The organism is Microcoleus sp. BM001215392, from assembly GCF_036700185.1.
In the GTDB taxonomy this organism is placed as follows: domain Bacteria; phylum Cyanobacteriota; class Cyanobacteriia; order Cyanobacteriales; family Microcoleaceae; genus Microcoleus.
On the sequence record NZ_JAUBOJ010000027.1, the window covers coordinates 1 to 15,330 of the forward strand.

A 15,330-nucleotide genomic window follows, 5' to 3' on the forward strand; every position below is an offset into this window, starting at 1 on the left:
GCCAAACCGGGCATAAGATTAGCGGGCATACCTCACTTTTTTGAGAAAGGCTGTAGTTATTGCTGATGATAAGTTAATAGAGTGAGGCATGAGAGCAAAAGCCCGTGAAGCGCAGCTATCCCTCTTCGTGAATCGCCCCTTCAACATGAATCATTCAAACTAACTCCGACACTCTCAGCCGCCCTTCTACGGGTTCATACTCATCCTCTAAAAGCCAATACTGTGCCTCATCATAACTCTGACTAGAAAACACAACTTTATAACCCTCAGCCGGATCGTATATCTGACAATTCCCGCCAGCATCACTTAGTAACAAAAGCAGATAAGGCGGTGAAAAATTTGGATCGATCCATACCTCTGTAAACTCCCAGTTATTATTCACTAAATCGGCTTCGAGGCGTAACGTGGTATCGGTTTTCGGCATCAACTTTTATCTTTCCGTAATAAAGTAACAGACGGCTACCATCCGGGTCAACTCTATAACCAATTGATTCAACAAAAAACATACCGTAACGATCGTAGCCCCGAATCGTACCTGTAAATGCTCCATCTTCTATTATGGCTTGAGCTACCCGATTCATAGTAGCCTCATCGTTAAAAATATGAGCAGCACGTCCTTTATTAAGCAGTCTTCTCATTTGTGGCGTGTCTGGCAAGTGTTTAGCAATGTGCCTGCTGTCAAGGGTGATTTGGCGATTAATTCCACTCATTAATTAATTGAATCGCATACCAGTATCATTAAATCACCCGATCGCCCTTACATCCCAATTTGTCAAAAAGTCGGCGCCAGCGCAACTATCTCTCTTCGTGAATCGCACTCTAAGAATATAACTATCAACAACACGCCGATGGAGGAAACGGCATTGCCATGTCCCTACCCCAAAATAATCGTAGTAGGGAAACGGCACTGCCGTCTCCTGATTTCGGGCACTGCCGTCTCCTGATTTCAGCTACTCTTACAAATGGCAACTCATATCGTCAGATAATTGACTGAAACGAGCATTTTCCCGGTAGTCTACCGGGCAGTCTATCACGCAGGGGACATCTTGAGCCAGCGCTTCCTTCAGGATAGGAATAAAATCGGTGGCGGATTCCACGCGATAGCCTTTTAAACCCATACTTTCGGCAAATTTAACAAAATCTGGATTGCCAAATTTGACGAAATCTGAATGACCAAAGTGATCTTCCTGCTTCCATTCAATTAACCCGTAGCCGCCGTCATTAAAGATCAGTGTCACAAAATTAGTACCGACGCGCAAAGCAGTTTCTAACTCTTGACAGTTCATCATGAAACCGCCGTCTCCCGTGGCTGCTACTACTTTGCGATCGGGATAAACGAGTTTTGCCGCCACCGCGCCCGGAATTGCAATCCCCATCGCAGCAAATCCGTTGGAGATTAAACAGGTATTTGGGCGATCGCAATGATAGTGCCGCGCGATCCACATTTTGTGAGCCCCCACGTCAGATATCACAATATCTTCCGGGCCCATGACTTGGCGCAAATCGTAAATGATTTTTTGCGGCTTGATTGGAAAACCATCGTCGTTTGCATATTGTTCGTACCCAGCGCGAATATCCGCCCGCAACTGCTTAGCAAAAGGGTCTGTTTTCTCCATGCGATCGGCACGCTGCAAAATTTCATTTAGCGAATCAGAAATATCTCCCACAACTTCTACAACAGGAATATAACTGCTATCAACTTCTGCTGGGAGAGCTCCTACGTGAATAATCGGAATTTTGCCGTCAGGATTCCACTTTTTCGGGGAATATTCAATTAAATCGTAGCCAACAGCAATCACTAAATCCGTTTCTTCAAAAGCACAGCTAATGTAATCGCGTTTTTGCAATCCCGTCGTCCAAAGTGCCAAAGGATGAGTGTAAGGAATTACGCCTTTGCCCATGAAAGTATTAGCTGCGGGAATATTTAATCGAGTAGCAAATTCTGTCACTGCTTCGCTAGCATTGGCTCGAATTGCTCCATTTCCGATTAACAACAAAGGACTTTTTGCTTTAGAAATTGCCACCGCCGCTTTATTAAGACTTTGGTAAGCACCGAAAGTTTTTTCGCGGTTGTCTTTGGTGAGCGGATTTCCTTCTACAGACATTGCTGCGATATTTTCTGGCAAGTCAATGTGAACTGCTCCCGGCTTTTCGCTTTGAGCCACTTTGAAGGCTTTACGGACGATTTCTGAGGTAGTGCTAGGGCGGACAATTTGAGCATTCCACTTAGTAATTGGGGCAAACATAGCGACCAAATCTAAATATTGGTGCGATTCTATGTGCATTCTGTCTGTGCCGACTTGTCCGGTAATTGCTATTAAAGGAGCGCCGTCTAAGTTGGCGTCAGCAACTCCTGTCATTAAGTTAGTTGCACCGGGGCCCAAGGTGGACAAGCAAACGCCGGCTTTGCCAGTGAGGCGGCCGTAAACGTCGGCCATGAAGGCGGCGCCTTGTTCGTGACGAGTAGTAATAAATTTAATTGAAGAGTTTCTTAGGGCTTCTAGAACTTCTAAATTTTCTTCTCCGGGAAGTCCGAAGACGTATTCTACGCCTTCGTTTTCCAAACATTTTACCAAGAGTTGAGCTGTGTTCATTACCGTTTTTTTCCTCTGTTAATCAGGATTTGTTTTTCTCAAATAATCTGCAATCTCGGAATTTATTGTACAGCCTTTGAGGGTGACAAAATTTTTAGCCGATCGCACTCTGTCAACTTTTCACAAAAATACTGCATTTGAGTTTATTACCGCAGATAGAAGAACGGGCGGCACGCTGGTGCAAACATCCACCATCCACCGGCCGGACGCCGTGCCGCCATCAGCCATCAGCCATCAACAGGGGGGGGCGGACGCCCGTGCCACGATCGACAAAGATAGATTTGGGTTTTTGCGAAAAGTTGATGGTGCGCGCTTATTTTACCCAGACTGTTTTAATGTTCACAAATTCGTGAATTCCTTCGATGCTCAATTCGCGTCCGTAACCCGATCGCTTAATGCCACCAAATGGCAATTTGGGGTCGGATTTTACTAAGCCGTTGATGAATACCGCACCTGCTTCTAGTTCGTCCATAAATTGATCGCTCTCTGAGCTTACTGTAGTCCAAGCGGTGGCTGCTAAGCCAAAGGATGTGCTGTTTGCTAGGGCGATCGCCTCATCGATGTTAGCAACTCGGAATACCATAGCTACCGGGCCGAAAAACTCTTGTTGGCGCGCCGGAGCATCTAGGGGAATTTCTGTCAGAATAGTTGGCAAGTAGAAATTGCCGGCATTCTCTGACAGTGGGCGGCCGCCTGTCAGCAGTTTTGCTCCCGATTCGATGCAAGCTTGCACTTGATCGTTCAATTCTTTGAGGATTGCTGGGGTAGCCAAAGGGCCGATATCGGTTTCGGACAACATCGGATCGCCTACTTTTAATTGCTCGAATTTTTCGACAAATCCTTTGATAAATTCATCGGCGATTTCTTCTGCTAAAATAAACCGTTTTGCTGCGATGCAAGATTGACCGTTATTCAGCATCCGCGAGGTGACTGCTGTGGATAAAGCTGCTGGTAAATCGGCGCTGGACATTACAATAAATGGGTCGCTTCCTCCCAATTCCAGCACTACTTTTTTTAAATTTTTGCCCGCATTGGCTGCCAAACTTTCACCCGCTGGTTCGCTACCGGTGAGAGTTGCTGCTTTGACGCGATCGTCCGCAACGATTTTAGCTACTTTGTCGGCTCCCACTAACAAAGTTTGAAAAACTCCTTCGGGAAAGCCTGCTTCGGCGAAAATCTCTTCGATTTTTAGAGCGCACTGGGGCACGTTGGAAGCGTGTTTGAGCAAGCCTACATTGCCCGCCATCAGCGTCGGCGCCGCAAACCGGAAAACTTGCCAAAATGGGAAATTCCACGGCATGACGGCTAAAATAGCGCCCAGCGGTTGGTAGCGGACAAAGCTGGTGCTAGCGTCGGTGGTTGCGGGTACGTCTGCCATAAATTGAGCGGCATTTTTGGCGTAGTAGCGGCAAACTAAGGCGCATTTTTCCACTTCGCCGATCGCCGATTTGAGCGTTTTGCCCATTTCCAACGTCATCATTTGGGCGTAAATTTCGCGATCGCGCTCCAAGATATCCGCAGCTTTCTGCATCCAGATTGCTCGCTGCTCAAACGGCAAGCGGCGGTATTTGTTAAAAGCTTGCTGTGCTGATGCCAGCTTAGCTTCTATTTCCGCATCTGTCAGCGGCTCGAAAGTTAACAGCGTTTCTCCCGTTGCCGGGTTGATAGTAGCAATAGCCATTGTTTTATCTCCTGTATGAAAAACACAAAACTCCCTTCTAGTTTTCCAGCTAGGCGGGGAGTTATATCAAGGTATTACAAGATGGGAATTTGCCCGCCACATTTTCAGGTATTGTTAATTTGCGAGTGTCGCAATTTTCTTAAAACTCTCAACTTTTAATTATAGTGCAAAATCTCGATCGCAAATCTTAAGAAAATTCGTGTTTAAACTTATAGGACTTAACCACACACTCTATTGTAGGTGCGCAGTGCGCACCTTACAAATACTAATAGCGGAGTAAACTATTTTTTGACCTTAGTCCTAAATTCACTCTCTTAGTCGGCGTCCGGCGGACTTCGTTTGTGTAGTAGCGATTTCCATCGCCGAATCATCTCAAACAGATTTTTCCTCGACGTAATTCTGCACGTAAGACTGATAGTAATACCTGCTGCCCTTATCATTATTAGCCACCATTCCCAACAGCGGAATTCCCGCCATTTTCAAATCTTCAAAAGCCAACAATAGCGCCTCGCGCTCAGTTTGATGCAGCCCCACTACCAGCATCAATCCGCTGGTATGAGCCGCCAACAAATTCGCATCTGCCAAACCCAAAAGCGGCGGAGTATCGTAAATAACTAAGTCAAAATGACTTGCCAAAGCTGCCATTAAATTCTGCATTTTTCGGGAAGAAAGCACCTTTGTCGGATCGGGAGGTACTGGCCCGGATGTTAACACAAATAGGTTTTCATCTCGGGGCGATCGCAAAATCAACTCTTCCACATCCACATCATCGGCGATCGCATTGTGCAACCCTTGCCAGTTCGGCAAACCCAGCATTTCGTGCACCTGCGGGCGCCGTAAATCCGCATCCACCAACAGCACTTGCTGGCCCATTGCAGCCGCCGCCCGCGCCAGATTTACCGCCACCGTAGACTTGCCGTCAGCTACTTGACAAGAGGTAATTACACAAGAAGCGATCGGAGTATCAACGTTTAACAGCCGAATATTAGCATTGAGCGATCGAAAAGCCTCTTGAAAAGCATCCGTCGGCACCGGCGAACTTCCCACATCAATAGTAGTTGTCTGCGCAGGCGGCAGTCTCAAAATTTTATCGCTAGCAGGAATTACCCCCAACAAAGGCAACCGAATCGAATGTTTGACATCCTCCGGAGAGTTGAACACAGTTTTATTATTAAACCGTTCCGCCAACTGCGCCGCCAGCATCCCAAACAACAAACCAGCCAATCCCCCCAAAGCCAAATTCAAAGGCATAATCGGAGCAACAGCCATCAACTCGCCATTTTTGTAGCGCGGAATTTCCGGCTTAGCAATAACTTCCCAAGCCACCTCTTTTTTGCCCACAGCTTCAAGCTGCAAAGCTTGCTGTTTTGCCAGCAAACCATTCAGCGTAGTGTTAGTCAATTCTGCCTCCCGCTGCAAATCCGAATAGCGCCGCAAAATCACCGGGAATCCTTGAGAATATTGATTCAACTGTTTAGCAGCCTGTTCCAAAACCTGATTCCGCACCCCCAGCACCTGAATTAAATTAGCAGTACCAATAAACTGCTCGATCAACTTAATCCGCACCGGATCTTGAAAAGCCAGCACTTGCGAATTCACCTTCGCCAAATCCGTTCCCAGAACTTGTTGAGCTTCTTTTTTTAACAAAGGAATCAAGTTTTTGCGCTGATCTCGCAACAATTGCATTTGCGGCGTTTGGTCTGTATATGTCGCCGAATTAATCGCAATTTGCCCTTCCAATTGCTGCAATTGAGTCAGCATCGCTTGATAGCGGGGAGCTTGACTCAGAGCCGAGGCCATCAAGGCTTGTTGCTGGTTTAATCCAAGCTGATTTTGCAGGTTAGCATAGAGCAATCTCTGCTGGTTGAGCTGCGTTTGCGCATCCAATCTTTGCGCTTGAAGTTGGCTGATTTGCTGCGCCAGTTGTTGGGTTTGAATTTGCGGGTCAATGAAATTGTACTGCTGTCGCAACTTTTGAATTTCAGTTTGCAGAACTTGTTGACGCTTTTTCTGGTTGGGAATTTGCGATTTCACAAAATCCAGACTCTGGCTAATTTGAGTTTTGGTATCTTGCACGCTGTAGTTGCGGTAGCCAAGCGCCACTTTTTCTAAAACAAACTGAATTTTTTTAGGGTCGTAATCCCGATATTTAACTTCGATAATCTTGGTATTCTTAAAACGATTAATTGACAGCCTATTTTCTTGAGAAAACGGCAAATTATCCGCTTTTTGGTTCAAAAGATAGTTGTAATTTATTTCTGGATATTTCACCCGCAACTCTTTAATAATCGGCGACATGACTTGCGGGCTTTGCAAAACTTGAATTTGCGATTCGTAGTCAAAACCGGGACTTTCTGTCCTTGCGGGAGTCGCTGGTTGTAGTTTTAGCTCGCCGGAGTAGACTTTTGCTAAAGTGTTTTGCGTGACTGCGGGTTCTACTAATAATTGAAATCGCCCTTCATACTCGCTTTTTTGATTCAGCGTCCAAGCAAAAACTCCGGTTGTCACTGCCGCTGCTACGCCGATGACTAAGATGGAGCGACTGCGGCAAACTTCCCAAAAGCTTAACTGTTCTTCATCTCTGTTGTCCCTGCCTAAAAATTGCTCTTCTTCATAAAGTACGGAAGATAATTTATGTTGTCCAACGATTTTTTTATTTTGATTAAACAGTGCTATTTGAGATTTTTTACCTGGTTTCATTTGATTGCTACAACTTATTTGTTTAAACGTTTGTACGGCTGGTGCGGTTTCATCAACCCGGCTTCTAACTATCCAGCTTGTTACCAAACCGATTTTTTTGCGATAAACCTGGTTAATTAAGCCTGAGTGCTAGTCTAAGCATTCAAATCACCTAAAAATATTGAACAAGCGGAATATTCCCAACAGTGGGCTTAGAGGAGCTAGAGTCCCGCCTACATTATCCGAGAACGTAGCGCGACCCGATCGCCCGATCATGATTACATCATTATTTTGCAGTTTGGGATTACTTTCCTCATTGGCGGTTGCGGAAAAATCAACCTTAACACTTAGCCTCGAAACACTGCCGTTAGGATTGAGGCGAATTAAATCCACCGAATCCATTTGGGCCCGCGATTTATTAAAACCTCCCGCTGCTACCAGTGCTTGATTTAAAGTAGTGTTGGGCCCTAATGCAAAAGACCCGGGTTTCACGACTTCTCCCACCAGACTCACCTTAATCGAATCCGGTGAAAAATTAGAAGTAGCAACTTGTGCGCCTTCGAGTGCATCAAGATTTTCGGCTTTGGGAACGATTACCGTATCTCCCTGTTGCAGCGCTAAATCTTGGGATACATCTCCGGCTTCCAAAAGTTGCCACAAATTCACATTAATAATTTGTTCGGTGCCCGCCCGCGTCAGGCGGCGAACTTGTATTTGTCTGATATCAGCTACCGGCGTAATGCCGCCCGCCATTTTAATTGCTCTGGTTACAGTTTGCTGCAAAACTGTTTGGCCGCCGCCGTCGGTTTCCCTGTTTTCAAACAAACCAGAATCTGCACCCGATTCATTCTCTTGTACCTTACTTTGAAGTTCTTTTGCCAGAGTATAAGTACCGGGGCGAGTGACTTCGCCCACCACAGCAATATTAATTGGTTGAGTGCTTTGTCCGGTAATATTAGCTACTGCTAAAGTCGGTGCTTCTTGGCGGTTGAGGCTAGTTACAGTGGGAATAAATATAGTATCGCCGTCGCGTAAAGTTAGATCGGCACGCAAATCGCCGTTTTGCAATAATTCCCACAAATCCACACTGATAATTTGTTCTGCTGCGTTGCGCTGGGGGCGGCGGATTTTGATTTGCCGCACGTCTGCTGACTGGGTAATTCCGCCAGCCATTCGCAGCGCCCGCGATATCGTCGGCATTTGAGTTCCCATTTGCTCTGCTGTGCCTCCAGGCCCTGCTGCTGAAGATATTGTATAGGCTCCGGGGCGGTTGATTTCGCCGGCGATCGCAATTTGCAAAGGACGCGCAGCCAGCAGTTTCATCGTAATTACAGGACGTTTGAGGTATTTGCCGTATCGATCCTTGACGGAATTAGAAGCTTGTTCTAGGGTCATTCCGGCCACGGATAGGCTGCCAATTAAAGGCAAACTCAGGGAACCGTCGGCCTGTATTTGGTGTTGACCGTTGGGCCCGCTGTATTCCGGGACGTTGAAGATGTCTATTTGGATGCGATCGCCCGCGCCCAAAGTGTAAACGGACGATCGTACACTAGACGCACTTGCCGGAACCGCCGGAAATCCCGGCGCTGCGGGTACCGGTACCGGAATCGGAGAACGTGAAGCAGGAGGAAGAGGAGGAAGAGGAGGAGGAAAAGAAGGAAAAGAAGGAACAGAAGGAACAGAAGCAGGAGGAGGAGGAGGAGGAGGAGGAGGAGACAAAAACTCCGCCACCGCCGGAGACGAGCCCGCAGCAGCAGCCAGCACGCAGACTGTTAAAGTTTGGACAATTAAATTTTTGACGGCACTGCTTGCCGAATCACCCAGTTTGCAGCTTGTGCTAGAAACATCTCCCTGAGCCACTTTCCTGTCAGGATACCGGATACAATCTCCCCTTTCCTGCCAGGATAAGGCAACGGAAGGGTGAGGTTTTTTCTGAAGTTGCACGCCGTGCGAAGAACTTTTCACCACCATTGCTGTTTGCCCCTATCCTCTACCTACCCCGCCAACATCAAATGTAACCCAACTCTTCTAACTTGCTGAGAACTTTTTTGACACTCTCTGCCAAACTTTCTCGATCTGTGTAACAAATAATCTCAGGATTGACAGGTTCTTCATAAGCATCGTCAATTCCGGTAAAACCCTTAATTTCTCCGGCTCTGGCCTTAGCGTACAGTCCTTTGACATCGCGGGCTTCGCACACTTCTAGCGGCGCTTTGACATACACCTCTACAAAATTTGGCTCGATCGCCCTAATTTCGTCGCGAACTGCTTTGTAGGGGCTAATAGCTGCCGTCATTGCCACAACTCCATTGCGGCTGAGTAGGTTCGCCACAAATCCAATCCGCCGAATATTAGTATCTCGGTCTTCTTTGCTAAATCCCAAACCTTTTGACAAGTTGGTACGAACGACATCTCCATCCAATATTTCAACTTTGCAGCCTAGAGCCTTCAATTCTGATTCGAGCGCTTTGCTGATAGTTGTTTTTCCGGAACCGCTCAGTCCGGTAAACCACAATATAAAACCTTTGTCCATTTTCAATTGCTTAGTGAGTGAATGGTGAAAAAATTATGCGATCTATTATATTACTGTCCCTGTTACCGATTTTGGATTTTTTTTATTTGAAATGCGAGCTGTCTCAGAATAACTAATTTATGAGTTACCGTCACCAACCCGGTAACAAGCGAAAAAGCGTGGATTCCTTAGGCTTATATCTACGAATAAACCCGGTTTCTGACCTCGGTCTGCGTTCACAAATGTATTTGTTTTAACCGCAAACAAAGCTGTTGACGCAGAGAAAGAAGATAAATAGGCGATCTAAAAGTGATTGGGGAACCAACAAAGTGGTGTATCTGCGTAATTACCGATGTATGATTTGTCAAGTCTTTACAAATTAAAATTTAATTGGCGATCGCCAACACCGCAGATATATCTTGTAGCACTTGACTGAGCCATTAAGAATCTCAAATCTCAAATCTCAAATTTAAAATCTCAAATCCTATTGCTTATGTCTCCCGTTTTAAAAGCAGATGTTTTAGTAGTCGGTGGCGGCACCGGCGGCACCGCAGCAGCAGTCCAAGCAGCCCGCCGCGGTGCCAAAACTATTTTAGTTAGCGAATTCCCGTGGCTGGGAGGAATGCTGGCGACAGCAGGCGTTTGTGCCCCCGACGGCAACGAATTAGCAGCATTTCAGACGGGTTTGTGGGGTGCGTTTCTGGGCGAACTCCAGCAGCGACAGCCGGGAGGTTTGGATGGGGGATGGGTCAGTTTTTTTACTTACGATCCCCGCACTGGTGCTGAAATTTTTGCTGATTGGGTTAAGTGTTTGCCGAACTTGCAGTGGATTTCTGGACAAACAGCTCTCGATGTGCTGGTGGAAGACAACAGAATTTCTGGGGTTCGGTTTGCAGATTTTACGGTGGCGGCCAAAATCACTTTGGATGCAACAGAATTGGGAGATTTGCTGGCTTTAGCGGAGGTGCCGCACCGCTGGGGTTGGGAATTCCAAGCCCAATGGGGAGAACCCAGCGCGCCGATCGCTCCTAACGATCTCACACAAAGGTATTCGGTGCAAGCTCCGACTTGGGTGGTTCTGATGCAGGATTTTGGCGAAGGTGCGGTGGCGCCAGAAATTCCCGCGCCGCCGATTGACAATCCCGATCGATTTATCGGTGCTTGGGATGCTTACACTCCGGAACAATTTCTCAATTACGGCCGACTGCCTGGGGGATTGTTGATGATTAATTGGCCGATTCGTGGTAATGATTATGGTGAAGGAGTCGATCGACTCATTGGATCTAAAACATCCAGACAAGAGTTCCTCCAAGAAAGTCTCTGGCACAGCCAAAGTTTTGCCCGCTTCATTCAAACCAAACTCGGCCCGCGCTACGGCTTAGCACAAAATATTTTCCCGATTTCAAATATCGAAAATCAACCCAATTCTTCCCTACTTTCTGCCTTCGCCTTGCACCCGTACTACCGAGAAAGCCGCCGTTTGCGAGGGATAAGTACAGTCACAGAACAAGATATTTTGCCCGTGGTTGGGGGTAGAGTCGCTCCATTGCCGATCGATTCTCAAGGAATTTGCGAGACAATTGCGATCGGCAACTATGCTAACGATCACCATTATCCCAGCGGCGACATTCCCTTGCAGCCCAAATCCATCCGTTGGGGCGGCCGCTGGACTGGCACTCCGTTTACAATTCCCTACAGTGCGCTAATTCCTGCGGCTACAGACGGATTGCTGGTTTGCGAAAAAAATATTTCCGTTTCTCACATCGCCAACGGTGCAACTCGCTTGCAGCCGGTGGTGATGAATATCGGGCAGGCGGCGGGGATGGCTGCGGCTTTGTGTGCGGAAGTTGGATGTCGGCCGCGCGATTTGTCTGTGAGAGTTTTGCAGGAAGCTTTGCTGCAAGATGCGTCGGCGAGGGCGGCGGTTGTTCCTTTATTTAATTTGACACCGGAGCGATCGGATTGGGTCGATCGGCAGCGCTATTATCTCGATCGACCTCAAGCATATCCCGCCAGTGGTGAATGTCCTTTGTCAGTCAAAAACTGCGAACAAACCCGGTTTTTCCACGAAAGTTATGTATTTGAATCCAGAACCTTGACATTTGAACTCAGTTTGTGCGCAACTCCCAGCAGTAAAACAGCAAGTGGCGAAAGCAAATTTATCGGCATTTTCCGCCGCCTCGGTACACAAGACTGGACGCTAACGCTGACAAGTCCCCCATCCATGACGGGTCAAACTTGGCAACTCGTGACTTTGGACTCGGAAACCGACAAATTTTTAGATTGTTGCGAAACCGAAAAGCCTCTGACAGTATGGGGCAGGCTGAATTTTGCCGGTGCTTGGCTGCTGACAGGAGCAGTAGCATTGAATGGATAAGGTTTTTTGCAAAGTTCCGAAAATTGCCAGAAATCTATCCTGATCGATCGGGGCAAGTCCGTATCAGGTAATAGACACTGACACGGATACTACCCATGCAAACCTACACTGCAATTGCTTTACTGAGCCTGTTGGGCATTACCTTGAGTGCCAGCGCCGCCAGTGCTTTTGAATCTCCAATCCCAACGCTCGAAACCGCTACCGCCCAATATATGTTGTCAGCCCAAACTCAACAACAGCGCGAGCGCCTACCTGAGAGGGGCAGCGGACGCAGAAGCTTTACCGAGCCTAATGTTACTCACGCGCTACAAAATTTCTAATGGCACTGGAGTCAAGTGATTGCCGCAACGCCAGTTGGTTCGGACAGTTGATTCGATCGCTCCATCTGATTTTCTGGGATTTTAGTTTTTCCGGTTAAACGGCAACTACACTTTTTGTTTACAGTCCTTGGGAGATTTTTTTTGTATGACAAATGCTAGCATATAAACCTATAACCGCCATCCACCTAGAGATAGATTCTAGTGGGTGGCGGTTTTGTCTGGCAAACAATACAATTCTCCGCCTCTAGGATTTTCCGATTATGCCACCTCTGGTGCTTTTGCATTCTCACGCTGCTGGTCTCGGAGACGCCTCAAATTCCTCCGATCGCAACAGTTATTTACCTGATCTCCCCGCAGGTGGGGGTAGAATTTTCAACGGCTGCACTATAATTGACGTGCGATCGCTAACTTATATATAAGTAAATCCTGAGTGCAAAAGGTTCCGCACTCTTGTTAAATTCGCCAATAAGAACCACTTATGCTTAAAGGCGATCGCCTTTAAGCCAAGACCCCATCGCTCTGGGGGAAGTTAATTGGCTTCAATCTTAGTCTGGGTGGCAAGCTTTCCGGCGACAGTCGGCTATGCTTGATTCGGCGCTCTTGCAATAATTTAGTGGAGGATGACAAAATGCCTCCTAATTTGGCTATTTCGGGGATTGTGATGAAAAATGACTCTTTGGATCTGGTCAAAAGCCTCAGCCCTAGTGCAATGGATCAGATCATGCTATATCTGGCGTTTAGCGCCATGAGAACCAGTGGGCACAGGCACGGGGCGTTCCTAGACGCAGCCGCTACGGCGGCTAAGTGTGCCATTTATATGACCTATATGGAGCAGGATAACCTGCGGATGACCGGACACTTGCATCACATTGAGCCTAAACGGGTGAAGGTGATTGTTGAGGAAGTTCAGGAAGCTCTAACTAAGGGAAAATTGCTGAAAATGTTGGGTTCCCAAGAACCTAGATATTTGATTCAGTTTCCTTATGTCTGGCTGGAACAGTATGCTTGGGTTCCGGGACGCCCTCGGATTCCGGGAAACAGCTTGACTGCGGATGAAAAAAAATATCTCGAAGGCAAGATTCCTGCTAATCCGCCTGATGCTCAATTGATCAACTCTTTTCAATTTATGGAGTTGATCGAGTTTCTGCACAGGCGATCGCAAGAAGATATGCATCCGGAAAGGCGAATGCCATTGAGCGAAGCTCTAGCAGAACACATCAAGCGCCGCTTGATATATTCCGGAACGGTGACTCGCATTGATTCGCCTTGGGGAATGCCTTTTTATGCCCTTACCCGCGCTACTTACTCTCCAGCAGAGCAGGAAGAACGCACGTTTACAATGGTAGAGGATACTGCTAGATATTTCCGGCTGATGAAGGATTGGGCGGAAAAACAACCAAACGTAATGCGAGTTATGGAAACTTTGGATATCCCCCCCGAACGCCTCGAACAAGCTGTTGAGGAGTTAGATGAAATTATTCGCAATTGGGCCGATCGCTATCACAAGCGCGGTGAACCAACAATGGTTTTACAAATGGTTTTTGGGCCGCAAGACGACGCTTAGCAAAATTAGTCATTAGTTATCCGTCATTAGACATCTCAAAAAATAGTTTTGGGGTAGGCATTATGCCTGCCCCAAATTTATATGTCAGCAGATGTTTGTGAGTCGATCGCTAAGCTAAAAAAGCTTTACACACAAAAGCTAAGACGATCGCACCGATCGCTCCTATGAGTGTATTAAAAAAATTCACTACCTCATTCGTCAGCCAATCAAACTTCGATTGTACCGTGGCGCCAATCACGCTCTCGATGTTCGTAGCTATAAAAGCTGACACAACACAAAACACAATTCCTGTCAAGTCTATTAAACCCACAGCCCAACTCACCAGCGCCATCAGAATCGAGCCGACAATACCTGCGATCGTTCCTTCCAAACTGACAGCCCCTTCGGTACCTCTAGGTACAGGCTGCAAGGTAGTAATCAAAAACGTATGCTTCCCGTAAGCTTTGCCGATTTCGCTAGCGCAGGTATCGGAAAGTTTTGTGCCCAAACTCGCCGCGTAACCGAGCAACAACAGGGAAATTACATCTTGTGACACAGGCTCCATGGCTGTGTCTCCTAAAATAGATAATCCCAAAACTGCCACAGCGCAGAGAGTAGCGGTTAAAGCCGAACCCCAAACATTTTCCGGGCCTCGGGCTCCGGAACGTTTTTCGGCAATCCCTTCGGCTTCTTTTTGAGCTTTTCCGATGCGGGTAACTCCAGATCCGACGAGAAAGTAGAACATGACCGCAGCATAGCCTTGCCATCCCAAACTGCCCCAGATGATGACACCCAGCAGCCAACCGTGGAGTTGTCCAGCCGGAGTAAGCAATTTTTTAGGAGCAAGTGTGGCGATCGCGAGTAAAAATGTATTCAGGGCGATCGCCACCAACCAAGGATTAGACCAAGATAAATAATTAAAGAACAATTCTGAATTCTGCATTTAGTACCTCCATGAGCCAAGTCTTATTTCATCTTGCCTTCCCCGTGACAGACATTGCGCAAACCAAAGCCTTCTACGTAGACGGACTCGGCTGCGAATTAGGTCGCGAATCGCCGAATTCGGCGATTATGGGCTTGTGCGGCCATCAAATAGTCGCCCACGTCAGCCGCGAAGCTGTGACGCCTCAGCGAGGCATCTATCCCCGGCATTTTGGGTTGATTTTTACGAACGAGGCTGACTGGGAAGGGTTGTTAGAAAAAGCCCAGCAAAACAACTTAAATTTCTATCAAGAACCTAGACGGCGATTTGTCGGTTTACCCACAGAGCACCGCACTTTCTTCTTAGAAGATCCTTTCCACAATATACTGGAGTTCAAGTATTATTGCGAAGCTGAAGCAATTTTTGGGCGCAGCGAATACGCCGAAGTCGGCGATGCAGTTTAGTCTCCTGGTAGGGTGCGCCAGCATAGAGTTATTTTTTTGATGATTGAGAATCAATCTCTATTATTGAAAAGGACTCGCATTCCGAACGATCGAACCTGTAATCAAAATAGGTTCGTAGTGAGGACTTTAGTCCTCTGATTTAGAAAATGACTAAAGTCCTTACTACAAACCTGAAAAGGACTCAAGTCCTTACTACAAACCTGAAAAGGACTCAAGTCCTTACTACAAACCTGAAAAG

The 15,330-nt window shown here is 47.0% G+C and carries 13 protein-coding genes; 5 read left to right on the forward strand and 8 right to left on the reverse strand.

Annotation, left to right across the window (positions count from 1 at the left end; genetic code table 11):
• Positions 1-154: 154 nt before the first annotated feature.
• From QT974_RS05240 to cysC, 7 genes are all read right to left on the reverse strand, one after another.
• Positions 155-382 carry a hypothetical protein gene (locus QT974_RS05240; RefSeq protein WP_442933149.1) on the reverse strand — a complete coding sequence of 76 codons (228 nt, stop codon included), beginning with the start codon at positions 380-382 and terminating at the stop codon, positions 155-157.
• Complete coding sequence (locus tag QT974_RS05245) at positions 375-710, reverse strand: DUF6972 family protein (RefSeq protein WP_333467468.1); 336 nt, start codon at positions 708-710, stop codon at positions 375-377. The genes QT974_RS05240 and QT974_RS05245 overlap by 8 nt, the downstream gene beginning before the upstream one ends.
• Before the next feature lie 246 nt (positions 711-956).
• On the reverse strand, positions 957-2,594 hold the full coding sequence (locus QT974_RS05250) for an acetolactate synthase large subunit (RefSeq protein WP_333467469.1): 1,638 nt from the start codon (positions 2,592-2,594) through the stop codon (positions 957-959).
• A 313-nt stretch (positions 2,595-2,907) separates the two neighbouring features.
• Positions 2,908-4,275 (reverse strand): NAD-dependent succinate-semialdehyde dehydrogenase, encoded by a 1,368-nt coding sequence (locus QT974_RS05255; RefSeq protein WP_333467470.1) that lies wholly within the window; start codon positions 4,273-4,275, stop codon positions 2,908-2,910.
• 372 nt (positions 4,276-4,647) lie between these two features.
• Positions 4,648-6,975 carry a GumC family protein gene (locus tag QT974_RS05260; protein ID WP_333467471.1) on the reverse strand — a complete coding sequence of 776 codons (2,328 nt, stop codon included), beginning with the start codon at positions 6,973-6,975 and terminating at the stop codon, positions 4,648-4,650.
• Positions 6,976-7,122: 147 nt separating this feature from the next.
• The gene (locus QT974_RS05265) at positions 7,123-8,925 is read right to left on the reverse strand and encodes an SLBB domain-containing protein (RefSeq protein ID WP_333467472.1); all 1,803 of its coding nucleotides are present in this window, start codon (positions 8,923-8,925) and stop codon (positions 7,123-7,125) included.
• 37 nt (positions 8,926-8,962) lie between these two features.
• Complete coding sequence (cysC, locus tag QT974_RS05270; protein ID WP_333467473.1) at positions 8,963-9,487, reverse strand: adenylyl-sulfate kinase; 525 nt, start codon at positions 9,485-9,487, stop codon at positions 8,963-8,965.
• 472 nt (positions 9,488-9,959) lie between these two features.
• On the opposite strand from cysC, the gene QT974_RS05275 reads away from it, so the two are divergent.
• The 4 genes from QT974_RS05275 to hetR all read left to right on the forward strand — a co-directional run bounded on the left by QT974_RS05275 (position 9,960) and on the right by hetR (position 13,727).
• Positions 9,960-11,843 (forward strand): FAD-dependent oxidoreductase, encoded by a 1,884-nt coding sequence (locus tag QT974_RS05275; protein ID WP_333467474.1) that lies wholly within the window; start codon positions 9,960-9,962, stop codon positions 11,841-11,843.
• Between the two features lie 95 nt (positions 11,844-11,938).
• A complete protein-coding gene (gene patX / locus QT974_RS05280) occupies positions 11,939-12,163 on the forward strand; it encodes a heterocyst-inhibiting protein PatX (RefSeq protein WP_333467475.1) in 225 nt (74 codons plus the stop codon).
• 260 nt (positions 12,164-12,423) lie between these two features.
• Complete coding sequence (locus QT974_RS05285) at positions 12,424-12,582, forward strand: hypothetical protein (protein ID WP_333467476.1); 159 nt, start codon at positions 12,424-12,426, stop codon at positions 12,580-12,582.
• 242 nt (positions 12,583-12,824) lie between these two features.
• Positions 12,825-13,727, forward strand: a complete 903-nt coding sequence (hetR, locus tag QT974_RS05290) for a heterocyst differentiation master regulator HetR (RefSeq protein WP_333467497.1) — start codon at positions 12,825-12,827, stop codon at positions 13,725-13,727.
• A 109-nt stretch (positions 13,728-13,836) separates the two neighbouring features.
• On the opposite strand, the gene QT974_RS05295 is transcribed toward hetR, so the two are convergent.
• The gene (locus tag QT974_RS05295; protein WP_333467477.1) at positions 13,837-14,649 is read right to left on the reverse strand and encodes a TIGR00297 family protein; all 813 of its coding nucleotides are present in this window, start codon (positions 14,647-14,649) and stop codon (positions 13,837-13,839) included.
• A gap of 11 nt (positions 14,650-14,660) precedes the next feature.
• Here QT974_RS05295 and QT974_RS05300 point away from each other — a divergent pair, with 11 nt between their 5' ends.
• Positions 14,661-15,092 carry a VOC family protein gene (locus QT974_RS05300; RefSeq protein WP_333467478.1) on the forward strand — a complete coding sequence of 144 codons (432 nt, stop codon included), beginning with the start codon at positions 14,661-14,663 and terminating at the stop codon, positions 15,090-15,092.
• Positions 15,093-15,330 lie beyond the last annotated feature (238 nt).

Coding starts and splice junctions, on each gene's coding strand:
- QT974_RS05245 (WP_333467468.1), bottom strand. CDS start 710: ATGAGTGGAATTAATCGCCAAATCACCCTTGACAGCAGGCACATTGCT.
- QT974_RS05250 (WP_333467469.1), bottom strand. CDS start 2,594: ATGAACACAGCTCAACTCTTGGTAAAATGTTTGGAAAACGAAGGCGTA.
- QT974_RS05255 (WP_333467470.1), bottom strand. CDS start 4,275: ATGGCTATTGCTACTATCAACCCGGCAACGGGAGAAACGCTGTTAACT.
- QT974_RS05260 (WP_333467471.1), bottom strand. CDS start 6,975: ATGAAACCAGGTAAAAAATCTCAAATAGCACTGTTTAATCAAAATAAA.
- QT974_RS05265 (WP_333467472.1), bottom strand. CDS start 8,925: ATGGTGGTGAAAAGTTCTTCGCACGGCGTGCAACTTCAGAAAAAACCT.
- cysC (WP_333467473.1), bottom strand. CDS start 9,487: ATGGACAAAGGTTTTATATTGTGGTTTACCGGACTGAGCGGTTCCGGA.
- QT974_RS05275 (WP_333467474.1), top strand. CDS start 9,960: ATGTCTCCCGTTTTAAAAGCAGATGTTTTAGTAGTCGGTGGCGGCACC.
- patX (WP_333467475.1), top strand. CDS start 11,939: ATGCAAACCTACACTGCAATTGCTTTACTGAGCCTGTTGGGCATTACC.
- QT974_RS05285 (WP_333467476.1), top strand. CDS start 12,424: ATGCCACCTCTGGTGCTTTTGCATTCTCACGCTGCTGGTCTCGGAGAC.
- hetR (WP_333467497.1), top strand. CDS start 12,825: ATGAAAAATGACTCTTTGGATCTGGTCAAAAGCCTCAGCCCTAGTGCA.
- QT974_RS05295 (WP_333467477.1), bottom strand. CDS start 14,649: ATGCAGAATTCAGAATTGTTCTTTAATTATTTATCTTGGTCTAATCCT.
- QT974_RS05300 (WP_333467478.1), top strand. CDS start 14,661: ATGAGCCAAGTCTTATTTCATCTTGCCTTCCCCGTGACAGACATTGCG.